General features: G+C 34.1%; 26 protein-coding genes and 1 tRNA gene. 12 read left to right on the top strand and 15 right to left on the bottom strand.

Annotated elements, in window-relative coordinates:
• Positions 1-664 precede the first annotated feature (664 nt).
• Positions 665-1,327 (bottom strand): hypothetical protein, encoded by a 663-nt coding sequence (locus DOK76_RS00180; protein WP_206964046.1) that lies wholly within the window; start codon positions 1,325-1,327, stop codon positions 665-667.
• A 464-nt stretch (positions 1,328-1,791) separates the two neighbouring features.
• Between DOK76_RS00180 and DOK76_RS00175 the strand changes: the two genes are divergently transcribed.
• Positions 1,792-2,175: a tyrosine-type recombinase/integrase gene (locus DOK76_RS00175; protein WP_206964163.1), complete on the top strand. Its 384-nt coding sequence runs from the start codon at positions 1,792-1,794 to the stop codon at positions 2,173-2,175.
• A 100-nt stretch (positions 2,176-2,275) separates the two neighbouring features.
• On the opposite strand, the gene DOK76_RS00170 is transcribed toward DOK76_RS00175, so the two are convergent.
• From DOK76_RS00170 to DOK76_RS00160, 3 genes are all read right to left on the bottom strand, one after another.
• Positions 2,276-2,348: transfer RNA gene (locus tag DOK76_RS00170), tRNA-Lys, on the bottom strand.
• Between the two features lie 35 nt (positions 2,349-2,383).
• Positions 2,384-2,986, bottom strand: a complete 603-nt coding sequence (locus DOK76_RS00165) for a hypothetical protein (RefSeq protein ID WP_206964045.1) — start codon at positions 2,984-2,986, stop codon at positions 2,384-2,386.
• Between the two features lie 250 nt (positions 2,987-3,236).
• Positions 3,237-3,638 (bottom strand): YxeA family protein, encoded by a 402-nt coding sequence (locus tag DOK76_RS00160; RefSeq protein WP_206964044.1) that lies wholly within the window; start codon positions 3,636-3,638, stop codon positions 3,237-3,239.
• A 425-nt stretch (positions 3,639-4,063) separates the two neighbouring features.
• Between DOK76_RS00160 and nrdH the strand changes: the two genes are divergently transcribed.
• From nrdH to nrdF, 4 genes are read left to right on the top strand one after another with little or no spacing between them, the layout of a single operon-like run.
• Entirely contained in the window at positions 4,064-4,297 is a 234-nt protein-coding gene (nrdH, locus tag DOK76_RS00155) for a glutaredoxin-like protein NrdH (protein WP_086342131.1), read from the top strand.
• A 1-nt stretch (position 4,298) separates the two neighbouring features.
• A complete protein-coding gene (gene nrdI / locus DOK76_RS00150) occupies positions 4,299-4,676 on the top strand; it encodes a class Ib ribonucleoside-diphosphate reductase assembly flavoprotein NrdI (protein WP_206964042.1) in 378 nt (125 codons plus the stop codon).
• On the top strand, positions 4,657-6,819 hold the full coding sequence (gene nrdE, locus DOK76_RS00145) for a class 1b ribonucleoside-diphosphate reductase subunit alpha (protein WP_206964041.1): 2,163 nt from the start codon (positions 4,657-4,659) through the stop codon (positions 6,817-6,819). The genes nrdI and nrdE overlap by 20 nt, the downstream gene beginning before the upstream one ends.
• 14 nt (positions 6,820-6,833) lie before the next feature.
• Positions 6,834-7,796: a class 1b ribonucleoside-diphosphate reductase subunit beta gene (nrdF, locus tag DOK76_RS00140; RefSeq protein ID WP_206964039.1), complete on the top strand. Its 963-nt coding sequence runs from the start codon at positions 6,834-6,836 to the stop codon at positions 7,794-7,796.
• A 49-nt stretch (positions 7,797-7,845) separates the two neighbouring features.
• Here the strand turns inward: nrdF and DOK76_RS00135 are convergent, their stop codons facing one another.
• The 3 genes from DOK76_RS00135 to spxA form a co-directional block, all read right to left on the bottom strand.
• Positions 7,846-8,364: a GtrA family protein gene (locus DOK76_RS00135; protein ID WP_206964038.1), complete on the bottom strand. Its 519-nt coding sequence runs from the start codon at positions 8,362-8,364 to the stop codon at positions 7,846-7,848.
• Between the two features lie 81 nt (positions 8,365-8,445).
• Positions 8,446-9,123 carry an adaptor protein MecA gene (locus tag DOK76_RS00130; protein WP_206964036.1) on the bottom strand — a complete coding sequence of 226 codons (678 nt, stop codon included), beginning with the start codon at positions 9,121-9,123 and terminating at the stop codon, positions 8,446-8,448.
• Between the two features lie 175 nt (positions 9,124-9,298).
• On the bottom strand, positions 9,299-9,697 hold the full coding sequence (spxA, locus tag DOK76_RS00125; RefSeq protein WP_206964034.1) for a transcriptional regulator SpxA: 399 nt from the start codon (positions 9,695-9,697) through the stop codon (positions 9,299-9,301).
• A 367-nt stretch (positions 9,698-10,064) separates the two neighbouring features.
• On the opposite strand from spxA, the gene trpS reads away from it, so the two are divergent.
• Both trpS and DOK76_RS00115 read left to right on the top strand, forming a co-directional pair.
• Positions 10,065-11,075, top strand: coding sequence for a tryptophan--tRNA ligase (trpS, locus tag DOK76_RS00120; RefSeq protein WP_206964032.1), 1,011 nt, complete (start codon positions 10,065-10,067; stop codon positions 11,073-11,075).
• 63 nt (positions 11,076-11,138) lie between these two features.
• The gene (locus DOK76_RS00115; RefSeq protein WP_206964031.1) at positions 11,139-11,708 is read left to right on the top strand and encodes an ATP-dependent Clp protease proteolytic subunit; all 570 of its coding nucleotides are present in this window, start codon (positions 11,139-11,141) and stop codon (positions 11,706-11,708) included.
• Positions 11,709-11,763: 55 nt separating this feature from the next.
• Here the strand turns inward: DOK76_RS00115 and lplA are convergent, their stop codons facing one another.
• Complete coding sequence (gene lplA / locus DOK76_RS00110; RefSeq protein WP_206964028.1) at positions 11,764-12,771, bottom strand: lipoate--protein ligase; 1,008 nt, start codon at positions 12,769-12,771, stop codon at positions 11,764-11,766.
• Positions 12,772-12,784: 13 nt separating this feature from the next.
• Entirely contained in the window at positions 12,785-13,522 is a 738-nt protein-coding gene (locus DOK76_RS00105) for an MBL fold metallo-hydrolase (RefSeq protein WP_206964026.1), read from the bottom strand.
• Between the two features lie 258 nt (positions 13,523-13,780).
• Between DOK76_RS00105 and DOK76_RS00100 the strand changes: the two genes are divergently transcribed.
• The 3 genes from DOK76_RS00100 to DOK76_RS00090 all read left to right on the top strand — a co-directional run bounded on the left by DOK76_RS00100 (position 13,781) and on the right by DOK76_RS00090 (position 16,226).
• Positions 13,781-14,857, top strand: a complete 1,077-nt coding sequence (locus DOK76_RS00100; protein WP_206964025.1) for an ABC transporter permease — start codon at positions 13,781-13,783, stop codon at positions 14,855-14,857.
• A gap of 4 nt (positions 14,858-14,861) precedes the next feature.
• On the top strand, positions 14,862-15,542 hold the full coding sequence (locus tag DOK76_RS00095) for an ABC transporter ATP-binding protein (protein WP_206964161.1): 681 nt from the start codon (positions 14,862-14,864) through the stop codon (positions 15,540-15,542).
• Positions 15,543-15,620: 78 nt separating this feature from the next.
• Positions 15,621-16,226 (top strand): TetR/AcrR family transcriptional regulator, encoded by a 606-nt coding sequence (locus tag DOK76_RS00090; protein WP_206964023.1) that lies wholly within the window; start codon positions 15,621-15,623, stop codon positions 16,224-16,226.
• A gap of 35 nt (positions 16,227-16,261) precedes the next feature.
• Here DOK76_RS00090 and DOK76_RS00085 read toward each other — a convergent pair whose 3' ends face one another.
• The 4 genes from DOK76_RS00085 to DOK76_RS00070 form a co-directional block, all read right to left on the bottom strand.
• Entirely contained in the window at positions 16,262-16,783 is a 522-nt protein-coding gene (locus DOK76_RS00085) for a GNAT family N-acetyltransferase (RefSeq protein WP_206964021.1), read from the bottom strand.
• Between the two features lie 67 nt (positions 16,784-16,850).
• Complete coding sequence (locus tag DOK76_RS00080; protein ID WP_206964018.1) at positions 16,851-17,936, bottom strand: M42 family metallopeptidase; 1,086 nt, start codon at positions 17,934-17,936, stop codon at positions 16,851-16,853.
• A gap of 80 nt (positions 17,937-18,016) precedes the next feature.
• Positions 18,017-20,083, bottom strand: coding sequence for an FtsX-like permease family protein (locus DOK76_RS00075; RefSeq protein ID WP_206964016.1), 2,067 nt, complete (start codon positions 20,081-20,083; stop codon positions 18,017-18,019).
• Positions 20,070-20,837, bottom strand: coding sequence for an ABC transporter ATP-binding protein (locus DOK76_RS00070; protein ID WP_206964015.1), 768 nt, complete (start codon positions 20,835-20,837; stop codon positions 20,070-20,072). Before DOK76_RS00070 ends, DOK76_RS00075 begins: the two co-directional genes overlap by 14 nt.
• 184 nt (positions 20,838-21,021) lie before the next feature.
• Between DOK76_RS00070 and DOK76_RS00065 the strand changes: the two genes are divergently transcribed.
• Positions 21,022-21,696 carry a response regulator transcription factor gene (locus tag DOK76_RS00065; protein WP_206964014.1) on the top strand — a complete coding sequence of 225 codons (675 nt, stop codon included), beginning with the start codon at positions 21,022-21,024 and terminating at the stop codon, positions 21,694-21,696.
• Between the two features lie 8 nt (positions 21,697-21,704).
• Positions 21,705-22,748, top strand: coding sequence for a sensor histidine kinase (locus DOK76_RS00060; protein WP_206964013.1), 1,044 nt, complete (start codon positions 21,705-21,707; stop codon positions 22,746-22,748).
• Positions 22,749-22,850: 102 nt separating this feature from the next.
• On the opposite strand, the gene DOK76_RS00055 is transcribed toward DOK76_RS00060, so the two are convergent.
• Both DOK76_RS00055 and DOK76_RS00050 read right to left on the bottom strand, forming a co-directional pair.
• On the bottom strand, positions 22,851-23,315 hold the full coding sequence (locus DOK76_RS00055; protein ID WP_206964012.1) for an AraC family transcriptional regulator: 465 nt from the start codon (positions 23,313-23,315) through the stop codon (positions 22,851-22,853).
• Between the two features lie 132 nt (positions 23,316-23,447).
• A complete protein-coding gene (locus tag DOK76_RS00050; RefSeq protein ID WP_206964011.1) occupies positions 23,448-23,975 on the bottom strand; it encodes a GNAT family N-acetyltransferase in 528 nt (175 codons plus the stop codon).
• Between the last annotated feature and the right edge of the window lie 193 nt (positions 23,976-24,168).

The raw sequence follows: 24,168 nt of genomic DNA, 5'->3' as shown, positions 1-24,168 counted from the left end.
ACTTACATATTCACTATTTTCTTACGACGAACTTTATAGACTTATAAACCCAGACCCACTGACTCTTAATCCGTGGGTCTTTAAAATATGATTTTTTTAGTGTACTACTAATTCTAAACAAGTATTGATGTTATTCTATTATCACTACTTTGTAGCCTATTACCATATTGATACTTTTTCTTATTCTAAGTTTGTATAATTTACCTCCATAAATGACTCATATCAGTTCAATTTATGAAATGTTTTATCACTTCTACTACATCTCTTTATTTGCTTTCCTATTGCCTTCTGAATTTTTTTAAGAAATTGGATATTCCAATAAGACTTGTATTTATACAGCACTTTTATCAGTAAAAAACAAAAAACGCTAATATACAAGCACCTAATAAATGCTTACATATCAACGTTTTTTAAGATGGGCTGTGAGGGGATATAGAGCCCGTTTTAACCCATTTTATCCCCTATCAACCTACAAGTAAAACCAAGTCTCTACTATTTGAATAAGTTCAATATTACTAATTGCACTTCACTAGCTCCGTAGTCAAAAACGGAATCATTAACTGGACTTGCGAGATGTTGAGTTAATATAAATCTAGAGATGAGCAATCATCTCTTTTTAATGGTTCTAAAATATTCAAAGCTTTCATTACTAAGTAGTTAGCTATTATTTAGCTTTTGTTCGATTCAAATCGCCTTTTTTGCCAATTTCTTTATTGTATTCAACGATATCATCACTCATGGTTTCAAATGTATCTGAGATGTTATCTTTAACATCTTTCGGTACCTGGTAATTCACTTCTTTGTTTTTAGCAATATTTTCAGCGTCTAAGTACATTGTACAATAATCTAAAATTGAAATATAGTTATCCATTTCTCTTCTAAGAAGCATAATATTTTTAAAGGAATTTTCATCCAATTTACTTATATCAATATCCCTTTCTAAATCTTCTTGATATGATTTCACATTTTTTACATAGGATTCCCAATTCCATTTATTAATTACATCTTTATCTGAATTAAAAATATCCACTAAATGATTAGATGCTTCTTGGATATAACTCGCATTAGCTTCAGCCATTCTATACATTTTCTTTTTCTCAATTGTAGGAACTTGAATAGCTGAATAAAGACTGAATATCAGTGTAAACATAGCTAATACTATTGGGACAATATCCTTAATTTCACCATCTTCTATTTTTTCTGAGTGAAACACTAGATAGACAAATACAATAGCTGAGAATCCTATCAAGAACCATTCTAATTTACCTACAAAAACAGAAATTACCATGAGTATTATAATAATAATACTTATTCCAAACCTCTTCATTTTTACCCTCCTTTTTTATACAACTATTTATTATACACGATTAGCTAATATTTGTTAATAACATTTATTATTTTTCATCTAGCACAAATCTGTGCCCGCCTAAAAGATAAGGCGGCTAGGGCAACACAAAATTGCGTTCGGTTCATATTTTAGGAGAGGGCGAAATTACCTTGTCCTATTCATCGTTATTAGTCTGCGAAATTTCCCGCCACCCTACTTAGCCAAAAGTAATATCTCTATGGGCCCAATCTAGTTTCGGCTTCAGTTCTTAACGAAGCCAATATTTGCTCGATTTATTTTACTTTTTTAAGTATGTATTTTTTACCTTATCATATAGACAAATCAATCTCAGCATTTCTAAGCCTATACAGTTTCAATCTGAACATTTCTTAACATATTTTGCTTATATCTCTTATATATACGCACGAAAGTTAGCAATTGTGAGCATATAAAGTGCTCGAACCATTGCACTTGATGATGGGACTTTATTAGTATTGAGAGAATGGCGAAAAACTCAACGTGCTGAAGCTTTAAAGTTTGGCTTTAGTACCATGAACAAGAATCAATTAATATTTACCAATATTGATAATAAATTCTTGTCTCCTGCCAAACCTCGTAAATGGTTAATAGCTGCTCAAGAGAAGTATGATTTAAAATCTATTACTGTTCATGGTTTCAGGCATACTCATTGCTCTTTACTTTTTGAAGCAGGAGCAACTATCCAGGAGGTACAAGAGAGACTTGGCCATACTGATGTAAAAACAACTATGAACATCTATACTCATGTCACTAAAAAGACAAAAAAAGAAACAGCTTTAAAGTTCGCAAATTATATAAATATTGTCTGACCGTAGTCAAAAGCGTAGTCAGAGCACAACAAAAAAACTCTAAAACAACGACATATCACTGATACATCAACGTTTTAGAGTTCCTTTTTAATTACTATGATGGGCTGTGAGGGGTTCGAACCCGCGACCCACGGATTAAGAGTCCGTTGCTCTACCAACTGAGCTAACAGCCCTGATGAAATATATTATAGCACTTTCGTTTTATTTTTCAATAAAAACCCATCATCATTTTTTGCTGTTGCCACTCTTTAATGTGAACTATTTTCATTTTGTGTCGTTTTTTTTTTGGCGTTTCAAAAAATGAAACGAATTTGTATAATCGGTCTAAATCACTTAGATCAGACATGTCTAATCCCATCTCATCTCCTAAATCAAATAACTTTTCTTCAGGGCTGTCTTTAAAGATCACATGAGCCTCATTTAGCATCAATACGCTGCTTTTTTTTACGCTATCGACTAATTCTAAGGCATTTGATTGTTGACCTGAGAAGTGTAAAAATTCAAAGAATTTAACTAATACAGCTTCTACTTTTTCGAAAAATGGAATATTAGCTGTAATTGTTGTCGGGAAAATGGTAACCAATACATCTTCAAGGGCACGTTGACTCCATAGGCTCATTGATTCCAAATGATAGTCAAACATGAATTCTCCCAAATAGTGAATAATCTCAACGGCTGATTGTTGTTCTCTATAATTTAGTTGCTTATATCCAAGTGTTTTAGTAAAAGCTTGTGCGCTTGATTCAACTTCCATCATGACATTATCAAATAACTCATCGGCTTCTACTTTATTATATTTTTCATTCATCATATTTTTAATCTCCCTTTTATATATAAGGTACCTTATTATTAAAATATACCTTATTCTTTTTTTTCTGTCTAGAGTGTCTTTCTCTTCCATGAACAAAGTATACGATGAATTCTTTAGCTACTACTTTTCCTTTTCGTCTTATAAAACGACATTTTTAACAATTTTTTATTTACCTTAGTAATCTGAACAAACGATAAAAAAACTTTGTGAAAAGAAGTGAAACTCTTCTTCTTTTCACAAAGTTTTAGGTTTATTTTAATTGTTTCAAGGCTTCTTTAGGTACCTCTTTTGGATCTACTTCTTCCCAATGCCTAACGTCTTGTCCTTTTGTGGTTAATTTTAAATATTTATTCGGCGTTAATTTTTTTCCAAAGGATACATACTTCAATTGACGTTTCTTTCCTTTTTCATTGTAACTGGTGGTTTGATACACGTAATTAAATTCTTCATCTTTAACACCTGCTGATTTATAAGTGTCTACATACTCATCTGTTGTTTTAACATAGACTTCTGTATTTTTGACAAATGGATTAAATAAATCTATCACCATAGCTGTATCTGATGTTTTATTTTTAGTAATCATAGGTGTTCCGTAAAATAAAAATGCTAACCCTAAGAATAACCCTACATATAGTATGACTTTCTTTTTCATCTCTATTCCTTCTCCTCACTCTCTTCTCTTATTTAAGTTTACAGGAAAAAAACTTAAAAAGAGTTGGTCAAAACTTACAAAGAACGAACAATTTTGTCACATCAGACAATTTGAAATACAATTATCTCCTACTATATATAGTAGTTTGTTTTTTTATACTATATATAGTAGGTTTTCATCTACCATATTTTATTTAACCTTCCTATAATAAGAAGAATAACAGTTTAAACTTTACTTTTCCCCATTGAAAATTGACGTGAAAGCTTATTATCCTTATCTTATTAAAAAGTTATACACAATGTTTTCCACAAAACATTGTGTATAACCAAAAATTAAACACTATATATAGTGTTTTTATGTTTGACTTTTCATAGGAAAGAGCTATACTATTATTTATAGAAATCAACAGACATGGAGTGAATAAAATGAATACAATTACATTATATACAAAAGATAACTGTCCCCAATGCAAGATGACTAAGAAGTTTCTAGCAGACAAAAACTTGAACTTTGAAGAAATTAACATTGACGTTGAGACACAATATATAGATTCATTGAAAGAAAAAGGTTTCAGAAGCGTACCAGTTATTACAACTGCAGATGAGAAAGTGACAATCGTTGGTTTTAGACCTGATCAATTAAGAACGTTGGCGGTCTAATATGAAGTTAGTCTTCTTTTCTTTAACTGGGCAAACAAGACGCTTTATCAAAAAATTAGGTCTCCCTTCTTATGAGATCGATACAAGTAATCCTTTTTATGAGATGAATGAACCTTTTATCCTAATCGTTCCTACTTATGACATTGAAGTCACAGAAGTAGTGAACGATTTTATTGAGTACAAAAGTAACCAAGAGAACATGTTGGGTGTCGCCGGCGGAGGTAATCTTAACTTTGCCGACCTGTTTATTTTCACAGCAAAAGATATTGCTCGTGATTATGAGGTTCCTTTATTATACGGATTCGAATTTAGTGGCACTGACGAAGACGTGAAAAACTTTAAGAAAGTAGTGAGTGAAATTGAGTCTAAAAACCCTTGATAATGTATCTTATTTTGAGTTAAATAATGAAATAAATAGACCCGTTGATGATCAAATCCCATTGTACAAAGATAAAGAAGCTTTAGCTGCTTTTTTTAAAGAAAATGTTGAACCAAACACAAAAACATTTGATAGCATTGAAGCAAAATTAAACTTTTTAATTGAAGAAGATTACATTGAAGCTGAATTCATTAGTAAGTATTCTATCGCCTTCATTGAATCTCTTTACGCTTATTTAGAAGCACAACATTTTACCTTCAAATCATTTATGGCAGCTTATAAATTCTATTCGCAATATGCTTTAAAAACAAATGATGGTAGTGCTTATTTAGAGCGTTATGAAGACCGTGTTGCCTTTAACGCTTTATACTTTGCTGATGGTAATGAAGAGTTAGCTATGACTTTAGCTGAAGAAATGATTTACCAACGTTACCAACCAGCAACGCCATCATTCTTAAATGCTGGTCGTAAGCGCCGCGGGGAACTTGTTTCTTGTTTCTTGGTCCAAGTAACTGATGACATGAACAGTATTGGTCGTACAATTAATAGTGCCTTACAACTATCACGTATCGGTGGTGGTGTTGGGATTACTTTATCTAACTTACGTGAAGCCGGCTCACCTATTAAAGGTTTTGAAGGTGCTGCAAGTGGTGTGGTTCCTGTTATGAAGTTATTTGAAGATAGCTTTAGCTACAGTAATCAGTTAGGTCAACGTCAAGGTGCTGGTGTGGTTTACTTAAACGTCTTCCATCCAGATATTGAAATGTTCTTATCTACTAAGAAAGAAAACGCTGATGAAAAAATCCGTGTTAAAACTCTTTCTCTTGGTTTAGTTGTTCCAGATAAATTTTATGAGTTAGCTCGTAAGAACGAAGACATGTATTTATTCAGTCCTTATAGTGTGGAACGTGAGTACGGTGTCCCATTCTCTTACTTAGATATCACAAAAGAGTATGACAACTTAGTGGCTAACCCAAATATTCGCAAACAAAAAATCAGTGCTCGTTACTTAGAAAATGAAATCAGTAAATTGCAACAAGAATCTGGTTACCCATATATCATTAACATTGATACAGCTAACCGTTCTAACCCAGTTTACGGAAAAATCATCATGAGTAACTTATGTTCAGAAATTTTACAAGTACAAGAACCATCAGCAATCAATGATCGTCAACAATACGAGACATTAGGAACAGATATTTCTTGTAACTTAGGTTCAACAAATATCGTTAACCTAATGGAAAGTCCTGATTTTGGTAAATCAGTTCGTGCTATGACTCGTGCTCTAACTTTCATTACAGATGCGTCTGATATTGAAGTTGTTCCTTCTATCCAAAATGGGAACCGACTAAATCACACGATTGGTTTAGGAGCTATGGGACTACATACTTATTTCGCTAAAAACCAAATGGAATACGGCTCTCCTGAGTCAATTGAGTTTACTGATGTTTACTTTATGATGCTAAACTACTGGACTCTAATGGAAAGTAACATGATTGCTAAAGAAAGAAACGAGAGCTTCCATAACTTTGACAAATCAGATTATGCAAGTGGCTCTTACTTTGAGACTTATATCAACAATCCTGTTTTACCTCAATCTGACAAAGTCAAAGCATTGTTTAATACTATTGACGTGCCAACAGCAGAAGATTGGGCTAACTTACAAGCATCCGTTAAAGAACACGGCTTATATCATCAAAATAGATTAGCAGTTGCTCCAAATGGCTCTATTTCTTATATTAACGATACAAGCGCTAGTATCCATCCGATTACTCGTTTAATTGAAGAGCGTCAAGAGAAAAAAATCGGTAAGATCTATTACCCAGCTCCTCATTTATCAAATGAAAGTATGCCTTACTACACATCTGCTTACGACATGGACATGAGAAAAGTAATTGACGTTTATGCCACAGCTCAAAAACATGTGGACCAAGGAATGAGTATGACTCTATTCATGCGTTCTGAAATGCCAGAAGGCTTGTACGAATGGAAGAAAGACACAAATAAACAAACAACTCGTGACTTAAACATCTTACGTCACTATGCTTTTCATAAAGGCATTAAATCGATTTATTACGTAAGAACATTTACAGATGATGCAGAAGAAATTGGTAGCAACCAATGTGAAAGTTGTGTTATTTAAGGAGGAAAAACACTGTGACTAATAGTTATTACAAGGCGATTAACTGGAACGCCATTGAAGATATTATCGACAAATCAACTTGGGAAAAACTAACGGAGCAATTTTGGTTAGACACACGTATCCCCTTATCAAATGATTTAGATGATTGGCGCACACTTTCAGAAGATCAAAAAGAAAATATTGGTTTGGTATTTGGTGGCTTAACACTCCTTGATACAATCCAATCAGAAAGCGCGATTGACGCGTTAAGACCGCACGTAAGAACACCTCATGAGGAAGCCGTTTTAAACAACATCCAATTCATGGAAAGTGTTCATGCTAAGAGTTATTCTTCTATCTTCAGTACCTTAAACACAAAAGCTGAAATCGAAGAAATTTTCGAATGGACTAACTCAAACGAAAGTCTACAGAAAAAAGCTAAAATCATTAATGAAATTTATTTAAATGGAGATGCCTTACAAAAGAAAGTAGCTAGCGTTTATGCTGAAACCTTCCTTTTCTACTCAGGCTTCTATGCTCCACTTTACTACTTAGGTAACAATAAATTAGCTAACGTAGCAGAAATCATTAAGTTAATCATCCGTGACGAATCTGTCCACGGTACTTACATTGGTTATAAATTCCAATTAGGTTTCAATGAATTATCTGATGAGAAACAAGAAGAAATGAAAGACTGGATGTACAATCTTCTTTTCGAATTATACGAAAATGAAGAAGCATACACTGAGTTGTTATATGATAAATTAGGTTGGACTGAGGAAGTTAAAACTTTCTTACGCTACAATGCTAATAAAGCCTTAATGAACTTAGGTATGGATCCTTTATTCCCAGATACAGCTAGTGACGTGAACCCTATCGTTATGAACGGTTTATCTACGGGAACAAGTAACCATGACTTCTTCTCTCAAGTAGGTAATGGCTACTTACTTGGTACAGTTGAAGCTATGAATGACGACGATTACTTAATCGGTATGTAACAAAAATGCTTGTAGAACTTTTTCGAGTTCTACAAGCATTTTTTGTTAATTAATAGTAAAGCATTTCTGCTGAATCTTCTTGTTTTCTGTTAAATACGATTTTTTTAGATACAACATAATTAATCACAACACCAATGACTTGTGAGAGTAGCGTAAAAATAAACTCATTTAACAAATAAGGATTCCCAATAAATTTTTGCAGCAAAGGTTGAGTAAACAAAGCTTGTTGGTAGTTAATTTCTCTTAATCGCATCACGTTAATCCAAAAATCACTGTATTTAGCGACAAAAAAACGAGCGATGCCAATATCGATTAAGAAGACAAACAATCGACCCACACAGAATTCTAAAAACTGATGACAAGACTTCTTAAAGCCGACTCCCTTGTTTTGAAATACCACATATTTGTTGGCAAAAAAAGCAAATACAATCGCGACGATTTGACCAATTAAAACAGGCAACAAGACATTAGTTGTTAGGGTTCTAAAATAAAACCTCGTGAAAAAATAAATAACCGTTCCTGTTGTTCCTGCTAGAGAATATAACAGTAATTCCTTTTTTTGAATCAATCGTCTCACCTTCTTTCCTTTTCGAACACACGAACACCTAGAATTAAGAAAAGGAATGCGTTTGACATTCCTTTCATTAGCTTATTTGAAGTAATAACGTGTTAGCTCTAACGCATTTCTTTCCATAACTAACTCGCCATACTCTTCTAAAATATCCATAGTAACATTGGTACGATGTGCGTACTCATAGAGTTGTGACAGGTCATTTTTAATTTGTGCTTCCCCAGAATCTTCAGTAAAGAAAGTCACGCTTAAATAGTAATCTTCTTTAAACTGATACACATAAGTCAACACATTCTGTAGCTTCACTTGTTTAGCAAGTTCAATTAATGTTTCAAAATCATCTAAACGAAAAACAACTTCTTGTGTTCTGTCTGTGTTAAGGATCATATCCATTTCCTCATCTAATTCCTCTTCTTTATCAGGTTCTTGAGAGGCAATATGCTCTTTTAAAAAGTTAGAAAAACTGTCTCCTAATAGGTTGTCTTCCATAGCTTCAATGTTTTGCATATCATCTAGAGGTAAATTTTTACTAATAAACAGCTCTAAACCATCTTGGTTGGGTAGCACTTGGAAAGTAACGGAATCCGTTTCTTGAAATTGCTCATCCACGTCTACTTCTTCTAAAATACTATAGAAGAAACTCTCTATTTGCTTTTGATTACCTAACAAATCTAAAAACGTAATTCCTCGTTCTGCTAAATCCTCATTGCCAATTGAAACGCGAATTGTATTGTCATTAATTCTTTCCATCTCCATCTTGCTACACCTCATTTCTTTATATAATCTTATCTTAGCTTAATTGTATCTAATATTGATAAAAAGTAAAGCATTCACCCTTTACTTGAAACAAATCAGATTTTATTTATAAGAGAATAAAAAACAGCATGACTGATCAGATCCTCCATGCTGAATATCACTTATTTAAATCTACTTAAATACCTGCCATCATTTGTGCATGTTTTAACTCGATTGCTCTCACTTCTCTAGGTAGGAAACGGCGTATCTCGTCTTCATTGAAGCCAACTTGAAGGCGTTTGTCATCGACCATAATTGGACGACGTAACAAACCAGGATTTTCCTGCACTAATTTTAATAATGCTGGAAGTGATAACTCATCCAAATCGACATCTAATTTTTGAAATACTTTAGAACGCGTAGAAATAATTTCCTCTGTTCCATCTTCAGTCATACGTAAGATTTCCTTTAACTCATCTTGAGTTAGGGGTTCTGAGAAAATATTTCTTTCTACAAAGGGAATTTGATGTTCTTGCAACCAGGATCTTGCTTTCCGACAAGACGTGCAACTTGGTGAAGTATATAATTTTAACATACTATTCACTCCCCTTCCAAAAGTAATAGATTAACAGTTTTCTTTTTCTGTTCACTACTCTAATCCTATTATACTACAAAACGAGAGATAAAACTAGGCTTTTTCCCCTTTTAATTCCCTAAAACACAAGTTTTTCACAACGTCAAAACCTTAATATAACAATGTTTATAGAGGGATAATAAATTCTTATCACTTATTTCATAATTCTTTCACAATTGAAATCACCTAGAAAAACAGTAGGTGTAAGTGTACTAACTTTTTTACTTTTTTAAAAGATTTTTCAGTGCTTTAACAGGTATTTCTGTTATTATTGCTTCTTTTTAGTATAATGGAGTATATGACTTAAGACAAAGGTGGAGTTTAAATAATGGAAACAATTTTTTCTGGTATTCAACCGAGTGGAATCCCCACAATCGGAAACTATATTGGTGCAATGAAGCAATTTGTTGACCTTCAAAAAGAGTATAAATGTTACTTTTGTATTGTTGATCAACATGCTATTACAGTGCCTCAAGATAGACTAAAATTAAGAGAGCAAATCTTACAATTGGCTGCTCTTTATTTAGCTGTTGGGATTGATCCTGAGCAAGCAGCTATTTTTATTCAATCTGAAGTTCCTGCTCATTCTGAGGCAGCTTGGATTGTTCAATGTAATACGCCTTTAGGTGAGTTAGAGCGTATGACTCAATTTAAAGATAAATCTCAAAAACAAGTCTCTGTTAATGCTGGCCTTTTAACTTATCCACCGTTAATGGTAGCTGATATTATTTTATACGATACAAATCTTGTGCCTGTTGGTGAAGATCAAAAACAACATTTAGAGTTAACTCGTGATTTCGTTGATCGTTTCAACTCTCGCTACGCTACTAAAAATCAAGAGATTTTAGTCACTCCTGAAGTGAAAATCCCTGAAAAAAATAGCGGTGGTCGCATTATGAGTTTACAAGAACCAACTAAAAAAATGAGTAAATCAGATGACAATGCTAAAGGATTTATTTCTATGCTAGATGATCCTAAAACAATCACTAAAAAAATCCGTTCAGCTGTTACAGATTCAAGTGGTGTGATTGAGTATAATCCAGAAGAAAAACCTGGTATTTCAAACTTACTAGTAATCTTCTCTTCTGTCACAGATTATTCTATTGAAGAGTTAGTTGAAAAATACCAAGGCAGCGGTTATGGTGATTTCAAATCAGATTTAGCTGAAGCTGTTGTGGCGTGGATTGAACCTATTCACGAGAGATACAATCATTTCCTAAATTCTGAAGAACTACACAGTATTTTAGATCGTGGTGCTTTAGAAGCCCAACAAAAAGCCAATAAAACATTACAAAAAATGAAAAACGCAGTTGGATTAGGACGTAAGCCAATTCGTTAACATGACGGCTTTGAGTAACTTATGTTAAAATATAGCCAATAGATATAGGGAGGTTTTTCTATAATGGAACAAACAAAAAAACAAGATGTGAATTCTTTATTAACACAGAAAATGATTGAAAATCGTACCATTTTAATTTACGGTGGCATTGATCAAGACTTAGCCAAAGAAGTAAGTAGTCAACTTCTTCTTTTAGCTTCTTTAAGTGATGAGCCGATTACTATTTTTATCAATAGTCAAGGTGGACACGTTGAAGCTGGAGATACTATCCATGACATGATCAAATTTGTGAAACCAGACGTTCGCGTTATTGGAACAGGCTGGGTAGCTAGTGCAGGTATCACGATTTTCTTAGCAGCAAACAAAAAAAATCGCTACTCACTACCTAACACACGTTTCATGATTCATCAACCAGCTGGCGGCGTTCAAGGACAAAGTACAGAAATCCAAATTGAGGCCAAAGAAATTGTCAAAATGCGTGAAAGAATCAATCGCTTAATCGCTAAAGCAACTGGCCAAACATACGAAAAAGTAGCTGAAGATACTGATCGTAACTACTGGATGACTGCTGAAGAAGCTGTTCAATACGGTATTGTTTCAAAAATTATTAAACAATCTAAACAAGTTAAATAAGCATCTATTCAAAAAAGAGAGGCGAGTCCAACGGGACTCACCTCTCTTTTGCTTTTTAATACAATAAACCAACTAAATCTTCTGATTCGATGTTACCAAAGTATTTCTTCACATCTATTGTTTCGACTGCTTCTCTAATAGATTCTTTATCGTATTTAATTCCTGTTAAAACTTTTTCTACGTCTGAGATTTCACCTAAACCAAAGAAATCACCAAATAGTTTAATCTCTTTGATTTCGCCTTCTGAGACATTCATTTTTGCTTCAATAGAGCCAATAGCAAAACGTTGTCTTCTCACTAAGTCAAACTCTGGTGAGCGACCATAGTTCCAATCCCAGTTACGGTACAATTTATCAGAAATAGCATTGATTTTTTCCCAATCTTTTTCTGTTAATTTATAGACATTCACGTCATCTAAGTTGTCAGTTTCAAAGATTTTTAATAAAATCTCTTGTCTGAAGTCTTCTGTAGACATATTTTGATGACTATCAGTTAAGTAAGGTTTAATATTTGTCACACGTGAGCGAATTGATTTAATTCCTTTTGATTCGATTTTGTCTTTTCTAACTTTAAGGGCATTTACTACCTCGTTTACATCACTATCAAACATCAAAGTTCCGTGAGCAAACATACGACCATTTGTTGAATACATAGCGTTTCCTGAGAATTTTTTGTCGTCGATAACTAAGTCATTACGTCCTTTAAGCTCTGCACCTTCAACGCCCATATCATGTAGAGCATCGATGATTGGTTGAGTTACTTTACCAAAGTTTCTAAATGATTCTCCGTCATCTGGCATGATAAAACTAAAGTTTAAGTTTCCACCGTCGTGATACACTGCTCCACCACCGCTTAAACGTCTAACGACATGGATTCCTTGTTTTTCTACATACTCTGTGTTGATTTCTTCAATCGTATTTTGGTTACGTCCAATAATAATAGAAGGCTCGTTAATGTAGAATAGTAAAATAGGCTCATCTAGTGGCATCTCTTGTACTAAATAAGTTTCAATAGCTAAGTTAATTCGTGGGTCTGTAATTCCTTCATTTGATACAAAAATCATCTTTATCATTCTCCTAAATGGTTATTTTTAATTGTGTTTTTGCTAGTTGAACAGGTATATCATTTTCTAAATAATGCTTTGTTTGACTAAGTAATTCCTCTAAATCAACGTCTTGCTTCAAGTGACTTAAAACAAGTGATTTAACACCTGCTTCTTTAGCTAAAAGCCCTGTTTCCTTACTCGTTAGATGAGCGTGATGTCTTTCATGACCTTCTAAAAAGTACGTATCAGTAATTAAAACATCAGCTCCCTGACAAAAATCAGCTAGCCCCTCAAAATAGCCTGTATCAGCAGTAAAGACTAATACTTTTTGACTACTTTTTTCGACAATCCTCATTGCATAGCAAATCACAGGATGTTTTGTTTTTAAAAAACTAATCTCAAAAGGACCAACCTCTAATGATTTGTTAGGGTCATAGCCCACTCCTTTTGAAACTCCTGGAAGAGTCAACTGTTCAAAGTGAGTAGAGTCCTCCTCATGACCATAAATGATTAATTCCGGTATATTGGTTGTCGGTTTTAATTGCCTCATATACTGCAATACACCCAAATCAGCAATGTGATCGTGGTGATAGTGAGTCAAAATGACACTATCTAGTAACAAAGGATCTAATACTTGTTCAAGTTGGACTAAGGTAGTACTCCCTGCATCAAGCAATAAAGAATAACCCTCTGATTGAAGTAAAAAGGAAGTTGTCCCTTCTCCTTTGTGAGGATAGCCACCCCAAAAACCAAGAATTGTTATTTCCATCATCATCACCTCTTTTAGACTTATTGCTTCACTTACTACTCTACTTCTCTTTGAATAATTTCTCAATAAAAAGATACAAATAAGTCGATTTCACATAGTTTTTTTACTAAAAATTCTCCAAGTAGAACAATTTTGTTTCTACTAAAAAAAGTTCATAAAATCTTCAAGATTTATTAAGTGACAAAATGTCACTAATGTTGTATATTGATTCCAGTGACAAAGTGTTACTAAGTAAAACAGACATAAAGGAGAATGAATATGTTTCTAGCAATTAAGGAAATGAGCTTTTCAAAATTACGATACACTCTTGTGATTGGTATCATTCTTTTGATTTCATACGCTGTATTTATGCTATCTGGTTTAGCCAATGGTTTAGCAACTGAGTTTAGACAGGCCATTGTCGATTGGAATAGTGAGACAGTTATCTTATCAGAAGATAGTAATAAAAATCTATCGGCATCACAATTAACTGAAAAAAATCTTGAGGATGTTACCTCAGATAAAAAAGCACCTGTTTCGATTTACAACGGGGCAATTGATAATAAAAATGATAAAGTTGATGTAACACTTTTTGGTACAACTAAAGATGCCTTTCTTTTACCTAAAGTAACAAAGGGACACACATTTGATAAAAGCAATGAGATGATTATTTCTCAAAACTTAGCCAACAAGGGATTTAAAGTAGGCGACACAATTGAAATAGGTAGTGACAAAATCAAAATGACAGTCGTTGGGATTTCACCAGAGACTTACTATGCAGTGACTCCTGTAATCTACACATCTCTAGAAGATGCTGCCAAAATTAAATATGGTAAAGATTTCAAAGCTAGTCCGGATGGTCTACCAATGAACGCTATTGTAACTAACTCAACAGACAATACAGTTAAATCAAGCGCAACACCAAAATTACAACACATGACAACAGATGAGTTTATCAATAGCTTACCAGGTTATGCGGCACAAAACTTAACCTTAAACTCAATGATTTACTTCCTATTCGTGATTGTTACAGCGATTATCGGAATCTTCATGTACGTTATGACATTACAAAAAACAAGTGTCTTTGGTGTCATGAAAGCTCAAGGAATTTCAAATAAATTTATTATTGACTCAATCATTAAACAATCATTTATGATTGGTGTCGTTGGTATTTTACTTGGCTTCTCACTTGCTTATGGAACAAGCTTGATTTTACCTGAAGCAATGCCATTCCACGTTGCTCTTAATTTGTGGGGCATTTACAGTGTAATCTTACTTGTTGTAACCATTGTCGGTAGTCTATTCTCAATTCGCACAGTAACAAAAGTTGATCCTATGAAAGCTATTGGAGGTTAACATGATGAAAAGTATGTTGATGATGAAAGATATTACAAAAAGTTTTACTCAAGGAAAAGAAGAAATTCACGCCCTTAAAAAAATCAATTTAGATGTCAAACAAGGAGAGTTCATTAGTATTATTGGACCATCTGGTTCTGGAAAAAGTACCTTCTTAACTATTTCAGGTGGTTTACAACAGCCAACATCTGGTGATATTCGTATTAATGATATTTCTTTTTCCAATTTATCAGAAAAAGAACGTGCTAAATTGCGTTTTAAAGAAATCGGCTTTATTTTACAAAGCTCAAACTTAATTCCTTTTTTAACTATTAAAGAACAGTTTTACTTAGTCAATAAAGTCAATAAAGAAAAAAGAGATGACGCTAAAGTGGATGAATTGTTACACTCTCTTGATATTGAGCATTTAAAAAATAAATACCCTAAAGATTTATCTGGTGGTGAACGTCAACGTGTTGCTATTGGACGTGCTCTTTTCAATGATCCTAATCTAATTTTAGCTGATGAACCAACTGCCAGCTTAGATACAGAACATGCTTATGAAGTGGTTAAACTTCTAGTTAAAGAAGCTCATGAAAAACAAAAAGCAACTGTTATGGTAACTCATGACCACCGCATGATTAAATGGAGCGACCGTGTTTTTGAGATGCAGGACGGTGAACTTGTCGAAACGAAAGACTTTTAATTCCCTAGTGATAACATTACAAAGTGTGTTAAAATGGGAATAAGTGCTTCATATGAACAAAGAAAGGGGTTTAAAATCATGCCACAACCTACATTTTTAAACCTATCAGAAGAAAAAAAACAAACCATTGACACGATTTTGTTAAACACGTTTTACGACCAACCTATTAGCCAAGTCAAAGTAGCTGAGATTGTGACGCAAATGAAAATGTCTCGAGGTGCTTTTTATAAGTATTTTGAAGATCTTGAAGATGCTTATACCTATATCATTAATAAGTACGCTGTCTCAGTTCACCAGGATATCATTCGCTACATTCAATCAGATCGAAACCAATTTTTTATTGGGATTGAAAAATACTTGATTTGGTGTAGCGAACTAGATCATGATAGTGAATATTGGAAGAGTCTTCACTTATTGACTAAATCAAATGATTTATCTGCCTATAAACGTTTCCCACTGTCAGAGGATTCTCCTCTCATAACACAATGGACAGATATTTTAGTTGCTAGTCATATTATTATTGAGGATCATGAAGAAGCCGTTAGCTTCCTCTTCTTCATAATGGAGCTTGTTATGAATTCACTTACTGGCTATATTGCTAATGATTGGACTACTGAAGCGCTAATTAAAGATTACCGCTTCCGCGTTAAATGGATGACACAGGGATTAATACACAGTAACTAAAAAAGAAGTTAACAACAAAGGTAATCCCTTTATTGTTAACTTCTTTTTGTTTTATTTGCAACTTCAAAAATATAATGAGGCATATCAATCCCTAAATACGTTTTTATCACGCGTTTTTTGATAGTCATACCATTTCTTATAGCCACATTCATTGAGGCAATATTAGTATCCCGAATAATCGAAACGACTGAATTTACTCCTAACTCTTGAAAAGCATACTGCTTAACTCCTTGGCTAGCTTCTACCATATAACCTTTTTTCCAGTAGGCTTTTCCTAAATGATAACCGATTTCTAAATAAGTTTCACCATCAATAACTTGATTCGTCAAACCACATTCACCTATAATCGCTCCGTCTTCTTTTCTTTCAATCGCCCATAAACCGTAGCCATTTTCTTTGTAAGAAGTTCTATTCCACTTCAACCAATCAGCTATTTTTATGTCATCAAAACCACCTTCATAAGCATACATCACCTCATCGTCTCCTAAAAAGGTCTTAAGATGTACCTCATCTCCTACTTGCCATTCGCGTAATCTAAGTCGTTTAGTTTCAAGCATTGTTTCTCCTCCTTTTAGCGTCAAAAAAACCGAAAAAATCTCTTTTTCCGGTTTCTTGTGTTAGTTCTTAAAAAGAACGTAATTCTTTTACTTTGTCTGCATCTAAGCGTTTCACGACTTCTGTGACTAATTTAACTGTGTTTAAATAATCATCTTCATGAATAATAGATGTGTGAGAATGTAAATAACGAGTCGCTACTGTAATAGCAAGAGAAGGAACACCATCTCTTGTTTGATGTTGACTACCTGCATCTGTTCCTCCACCAGTAATCACTGTGTATTGGAAAGGAATTTCTAATTCTTCCGCAACACTAATCACAAAATCACGTAATTTACGGTGTGGAATCATTGAGGCATCAAAAATAATAATTTGAGGTCCTTTTCCTAAAACAGAATCAGCTTCTTTAGGTGTCATGCCCGGTGTATCTCCTGCTGTTCCTGTATCTAATGCAAAAGCAATATCCGGATTAACTAAATGTGTACTTGTTTTAGCTCCACGTAAACCAACTTCTTCTTGAACGTTACTTCCAGCATAAAGAACGTTTGGATGTCCTTCTTTAGCTAGATTTTCTAATACTTTCAATGAAACAGCTGTTCCAATACGGTTGTCCCAAGCTTTAGCTAATAAATATTTAGAACCATTTAAGCGTTGGTATTCAATATAAGGAGTAATCATGTCTCCTGGTTTAATTCCCCACTCACTCGCTTCTTCTTCACTTGTTGCACCAATGTCAACAAACATATCAGAAATCTCATATGGTTTTTTACGTGCTTCAGCACTTAATACATGAGGTGGTTTTGAACCAATCACACCATGAATTTCTTGTCCTGAACCTGTTGTAATAGTCACTTGTTGAGCAAGCATAACTTGTCCCCACCAGCCACCTAGTGTTTGAAATTCAATAAAGCCTTTTTCAGTGATTTTAGTCACCATGAAACCGACTTCGTCCATGTGTCCTGAAATCAACACAGTTGGTCCTGCTTCTTCACCTGTGTGACGAGCGTTAATACCGCCTAACCCATCATATACAATCTCATCGGCATGAGGTTCTGCGTATTTTTTAAAAATAGCACGAACTTGGTCTTCATTACCAGGTACCCCTTTAGCGTCTGTTAATTCTTTTAAAAATAATTCTTCTTGTTGGTCTAACATAGGAAACCACCTCTCATTTTTTATCATGATTAGTATATCATTCTTTGTTGAAGTTTTCTTCCTATTGCCTTTATTCTTCTTTACGAATTCACAATTTTGTTATAAGACGATGAGGTTGCAAAGTAGAACAACACATATATCACAATTAAAAACGCCACTGAGATAAAGGTTAGTAACAAACTTGGTACCTCAATTAAAACAAATAACACTTGTAAAGCAAAATACGCGTGGAGTAAGCTCACAAATAGCGGAACAAAAAACACCGTAAAATTTTGTTTATAGATACTTTTCTTAATCAATTGTTTAGGTGTCCCGATTTTTCTAAGCATATCATAACGAAGTGCTTCGTCTTCAGCTTCAGATAATTGTTTTAAGGTAATAATACTACCTGTTGCAATCATGAAAACCATGCCTAAAAAGACTGCCACATAAATAAGTAGCCCTGTATTTTTCATTAAACTATTGTAATAAGGATAACGCACGCTCAAATCATGTTGTGTGAGATAACCTACAGGGAAATTCTCTTTTAAAGGTTCAGGAAGTGGCTTAAATGTATCTGTCATCTTCCCTTCTTCAAGTGTTGTTGTCGCTACAAAAGCATGAGTTTGATCAATCAGTTCCCCATATTTTTTTGTCGTGGCCTCAGACAAGGAGGCATTTCTATCTCCGTCTTTCACATTAATAATTTCATAGTTATACGTGTAACTCGCCTTGAGCTGTTCATACAACTTATCAGTCACCACAACAGCAGCTCCATTTAACCGCATATCTCGAGCATTTCCGAGATAATCTACTTTAGCATCAGCTATTCGTACTTCCCCTATATTTCCCAAGACACCTGTTTCATCATAGGTTATCATTTTTTCAACATACATTTTATTTGTGCCACCTAACATAGCAACATCTTTTTCTGATGTTAGATTAATCGGCTCTATTTCTTTTATAACGTCTTGTGCTTTTTGATAGTTGCTTAAGGAAATCACATTGTAAAAATGAGCTTCATTTGTATACGTTTGATCCGTCTTAAACCCGAACTGACCGCCAACGTACTTAAACTCTAGCTTATTTTTACTTTCAATGACTGCATCTTGATCTTTTAAAAACTGATGAAACTCTTGGCTATATGGTTCTGTTATGGCATATGTGGTTGGATTCGCACTGTGCGCTAACCCTAAGGTAAAGGACTGCACACTAGCCGCACCACCAATAGCAGCTAAAGCTGTTCCTGATAAAACAGCTATGGTCGCAAAGGCACGCGCATTTTTCTTTAAGTGAAAACTCAAATTTCCTGTCGTTATCATATTGATGTCTTTGTAATAATAACGTTTAGCTTGTTGGATTAAACGAAGAACAATTCCTAAAAAGTGACTAAAGAATAAATATGTCCCAATCACACAAATTAATAAAATTAACAAAGGACCAATCAACATACCAAAGCCGCCTAATTTGTATGTTAACTCTAACCACACTAAAAAATGGTAGAAGTTAGCAGCTAAGTAGTAGCCTGTCCCTAAAAGTCCAACTCCTAATATGCCTAACACCCAGTTATACCAACGAGTGTAGTTACTACCTTCTCCTTGTTCATCTGCTTTAAACAAGGTAATTAACTTATAGCGATAAACAGTTGTTGCTGTTCTAATGGATACAATGCCTAAAATAACTAAAAAGACAATCATGGTATCAAGGACTGCTTGGAAAGAAAAAATAAAACCACTAGCGACAGGCACTTGGAGAGATTTAAGCAATAGCATGGCAAATAATTTTGAGAAGATCACCCCAAAGAATATCCCTGTGACTAAAGCTATTAAGCCTAAAAACATGTTTTCAACAAAAAACAAGATTCCCACTTGGCTACGTCTCATGCCAAGTAAGCTATATAAACCAATTTCTCGTTTTCGCCGCTTCACAAAAAAAGCATTGGCTGAAAACATAAAAACAATGATAAATAAAATAATCATGACGCTACCAGCTCTTAATCCCGCATCAATTCGCAAGTCAGTAGCGGCTCTGTTCACTAAGGTTTTATCATAACTCATCGACACAAAACTATAGTAAACCATAACCGAAAAAGCCATGCTCATGAAATACATAAAGTAATAACGAAACTGAGTTTTGACGTTTTTAATAGCTAATTTAAACAACATCATGACTAACACCGCCTCCAATAGCAGCTTGCATATCAATAACCTTTTGGAAGAAATCTTTCCGGTTACCTTGACGAACAATTTCTGAGAAGATAGCGCCATCTTTAATAAATAGGATACGGTGACAATAACTTGCCGTAAATGCATCATGAGTCACCATAATAATAGTCGCCTGTTCTTCTTCATTTAGTCGTGATAAATAATGCAGTAGTTCTGTTGCCGACTTTGAATCAAGAGATCCTGTAGGCTCATCGGCTAAAATAAGTTTTGGATGGGTAATCATCGCTCTGGCTGCTGCCACACGCTGCTTTTGACCGATAGAGATATCAACAGGATAAGCATTTAAACGAGTTTCAATTCCTAAAATAGTCGCCACATGCTCTAGTCTTTCTTCCATCTCTTTGACTGGTACTCTATCTAGTGCAAGAGGTAGCAAAATATTATCTTTCACGGTTAAAGAATTCATCAAGTTAAAGTCTTGAAAAATAAAACCTAACTCTTTTCGTCTAAAATCACTTAAATGTTTTTCTTTCATACGAGTGATTTCTTGATTACCAACTTTGATTGATCCAACAGTTGGTTGATCAATGGTTGACAACATATTCAACAGCGTTGTTTTTCCTGCACCACTTGGTCCCATAATACCAACAAATTCACCTTTATCAACAGTGAATGAAATATTTTCTAATACTTTTGTGGGGTTACTTTTACGCCCATATATTTTGGATAAATGTTCTACCTCAACGATTCGTGCCATCTATATCCCTCCATCAATTTCTCTTAAACTTAGTGTATCAATTTTTGAGCCCTGAGGACATCTAAATAAGTGAAATAAACCTTACATAATTGTCATACAATTTTCCATATTCCTACAAAAGACTGATAGGTTCTACCTCTTTTTTATGTATAATAGAAGTGACATGACAAAAGGAGTTTTGAAAATGATGAAAATAATGATCGTTGAAGACGATGAAACAGTCCGTGAGCTAATCTCAGAAAGCTTGCAAAATTGGGGATTTGAAACCATTGAAGTAACGGATTTTAAGAAAGTACTTGATGTATTTCAACAAGAAGAACCACATCTCGTATTACTAGACATAACACTACCTGTTTTTGATGGGTATTACTGGGTACAAAAAATTCGGGAGGTCTCTAAAGCTCCTGTTATTTTTATCTCTAGTCGTGACACAAATGCAGATTCTATTATGTCCATGAACATGGGAGGCGATGATTATGTAACCAAGCCATTTGCCACAGATATTTTAATCGCTAAAGTTAATGCCCTACTTCGTCGAACGTATGACTACTCTAAAGCCAGTAGTTCAACTTTAGAACACAATGGACTTACTTTAAACATGGAGAATAGTTCACTGGTGATTGATGACACCACTGTTGAATTAAGTAAAAATGAGTTTCAACTACTTTTAATTCTCTTGAAAAATAAAGGGAAAATAGTTAGTCGAGAAAAACTACTTCGTGCCCTGTGGGATGATGAGCGTTTTGTCGATGACAATACCCTAACTGTAAACATTAACCGTCTAAGAAAAAAAATAGAAGGAGCAGGGATTGCCGGCTATATTGAGACGAAAGTCGGACAAGGCTACATCATTCCCTAACATCACCTATGACTTTTTTTAATTACTTAAGAGATCAATACCGCTTGATTTTACTCTGGATTATTTTTGTTGGTTTAACTAGTTTTATTTTATGGCTAACACCTGAAGTAAGTCTCAATATCCCGTCACTTCTTTATATTTTACTAATTGGCTTTATTCTACTTATTTCTTTTTTGGGCTTTGATTTCAATCGCCGTCAAAAATGGTGGCAACAACTAGAAATCGATCGCTCAGAATTTGTCGAAACACCTAAATTGAGTAACGCTAGAACCAATGAAGAGATGCTTTATCAGGATTATTTTAATGAATTACAATTAGATCAATTTTCTTTACTAAATGACGTTAAATCTCTAGCCAATGAGCAGAAAGATTACATTGATAGCTGGGTCCATGAGATTAAAGTGCCTTTAGCTTCTCTAAACTTGTTAACGGAGCTTGTGGAAGATGACTTATCCGAAAAAAGACATTACCAACTCAGTAGCAACCTAAAACGAATCGATGATTACGTAGAGCAAGTTCTCTATTATTCTCGTTTGGATAGTTTTTCAAAAGACTACTTAATCAAGTCTTACTCTCTTAAAACCATTGTTCAACAAACCGTGAGAGAGTCTGCTGATTACTTTATTCAAAAAAATATTCGTTTTCAACTAAAGGGTGAAGATCAACAAGTCCTAACAGATGAAAAGTGGCTACATTTTATCTTAAATCAATTACTAAGTAACGCCATTAAGTACACTGATAATGGTGGTGAAGTTACCGTTAGTTTATCCAAAAATGAACGAGGAACTTGGCTAAGCCTTAGTGATACTGGTATTGGTATTCCTCCAGAAGATTTATCTCGTATTTTCAACAAAGGTTTCACTGGAAATAACGGGCGAAATGAAGAGACCAATTCCACTGGTTTAGGTTTGTACTTAGCTAAATCTTTAACAGAGAAACTTGGACATAACCTTTACGTGGAATCTCAATTAGGAAAAGGAACAACTTTCCAACTTCTCTTTCCTCATCTTAATTACTATGCAGATAGTAACGAAGAGTTTATGTTGCATTAAAAAAAGTTATGACAACTTATCGCTTTTTATAAGCCGATACATGTGTCATAACTTTTTTACTGCTATTTTTTCTATTTTACTAATAACGCTTGCGCAATCACACTACCTGACAGGTAATAAGAATTCACAATAGTTATCAATACCTTCTTCTTCTTTAAATCTTTCAATAATTGGTTTGTCTAATAAATGAAGTTGATTTTGACCTATTGTATCACTTAACCCTTGCCAAAATTGCTGAACAGATTCAGTTGTATGGGGAATGGTGAATACAGCATAAGTACCACCTTCAAATTGAGTTGTCTTTACTTCTGTGCTTGAGTTAAAGGTCTGTTGATTTGATACACAAAGAACTAAATCATAGCGACATGCTTCAGGAGATGTTTCTTGAGGATTATCCAAAGCAATTCCTAAAATACCAAACGTGCCTAAGTCATCTCGCAATTTATTTTTAGCCATCCAACTTTTAAATTCAATCATCATATTAAAATTCTTTGGACTTCCATAAGGACCTGTATGTCTCATATAGACAGCAGGACTACTCTTTAATACTTCTATTCTATAAGTCATTCCTAGTTAATTCCTTCCAATGAATGTATTGAAAGGACTGCAGTCACTTCCTATCTCTAACAATAAGATGTACTAAAATAGATTGCAACTACTATTTTTAATACAAGTTAAATGACTATCAGCTATCTAATTTTAGATTAGATCAGAACGCAGCACACTGTAAAAAGCCACATCTACAATTCCTTGATTGTTATATCCTGCTTGTCTTAAAATGCCCTCAAAAGTCATTCCAGATTTCGCCATCACACGACCTGAACTAGGATTACTCACATCATGTTCTGCTTCAATTCGATTAACATCTGTTATTTCAAATAAGTACTCAATCACTTTTGACAAAGCCTCACTCATGTACCCTTGATTCCAAAATTGCTCCCCTAATACATACCCAATCGTTTTGGTTTTTGTTTTAACTTTATCATCAATCACTGTAATAGTTCCCATTAATTGGTTAGTCTCTTTTAAGACAATCCCCCAGCCTTCTTTTCTATGCTCCTCTTCAAAGGCTAAATATTCTTTAGTGACTTCTACTAAGGTGTGAGCTTCCCATGTTAAGTATCTAGCGACATTCTCAGAACTTGTCCAATTGTTAAAAACTTCTTCTGAATCAGCAGTGGTCATTTTTCGTAATCGTAAACGTTGTGTTTCTATTGTTCCTTCCATCTCCAATCATCTCCTTTAACATAACTACTTGATTGGTTAAGTATAGTCCAATTATTTTTTTAGTACATTAAAAAAGAAAAATAAAGTTTTAATTAGTTACTCTTTTTATTGAGTTTCTTTTTTTGAAACACAAAAAAGCTACTAGTCCGCTGACTAGTAGCAAAAGGAGTTGTTTTATTTACTTTGGAGGAGT

It is taken from the genome of Candidatus Vagococcus giribetii (assembly GCF_017316185.1).
In the GTDB taxonomy this organism is placed as follows: Bacteria; Bacillota; Bacilli; order Lactobacillales; family Vagococcaceae; genus Vagococcus; species Vagococcus giribetii.
The sequence above is the reverse complement of the archived record's forward strand: the minus strand, read 5'-3'. Positions and strand labels throughout refer to the sequence as shown.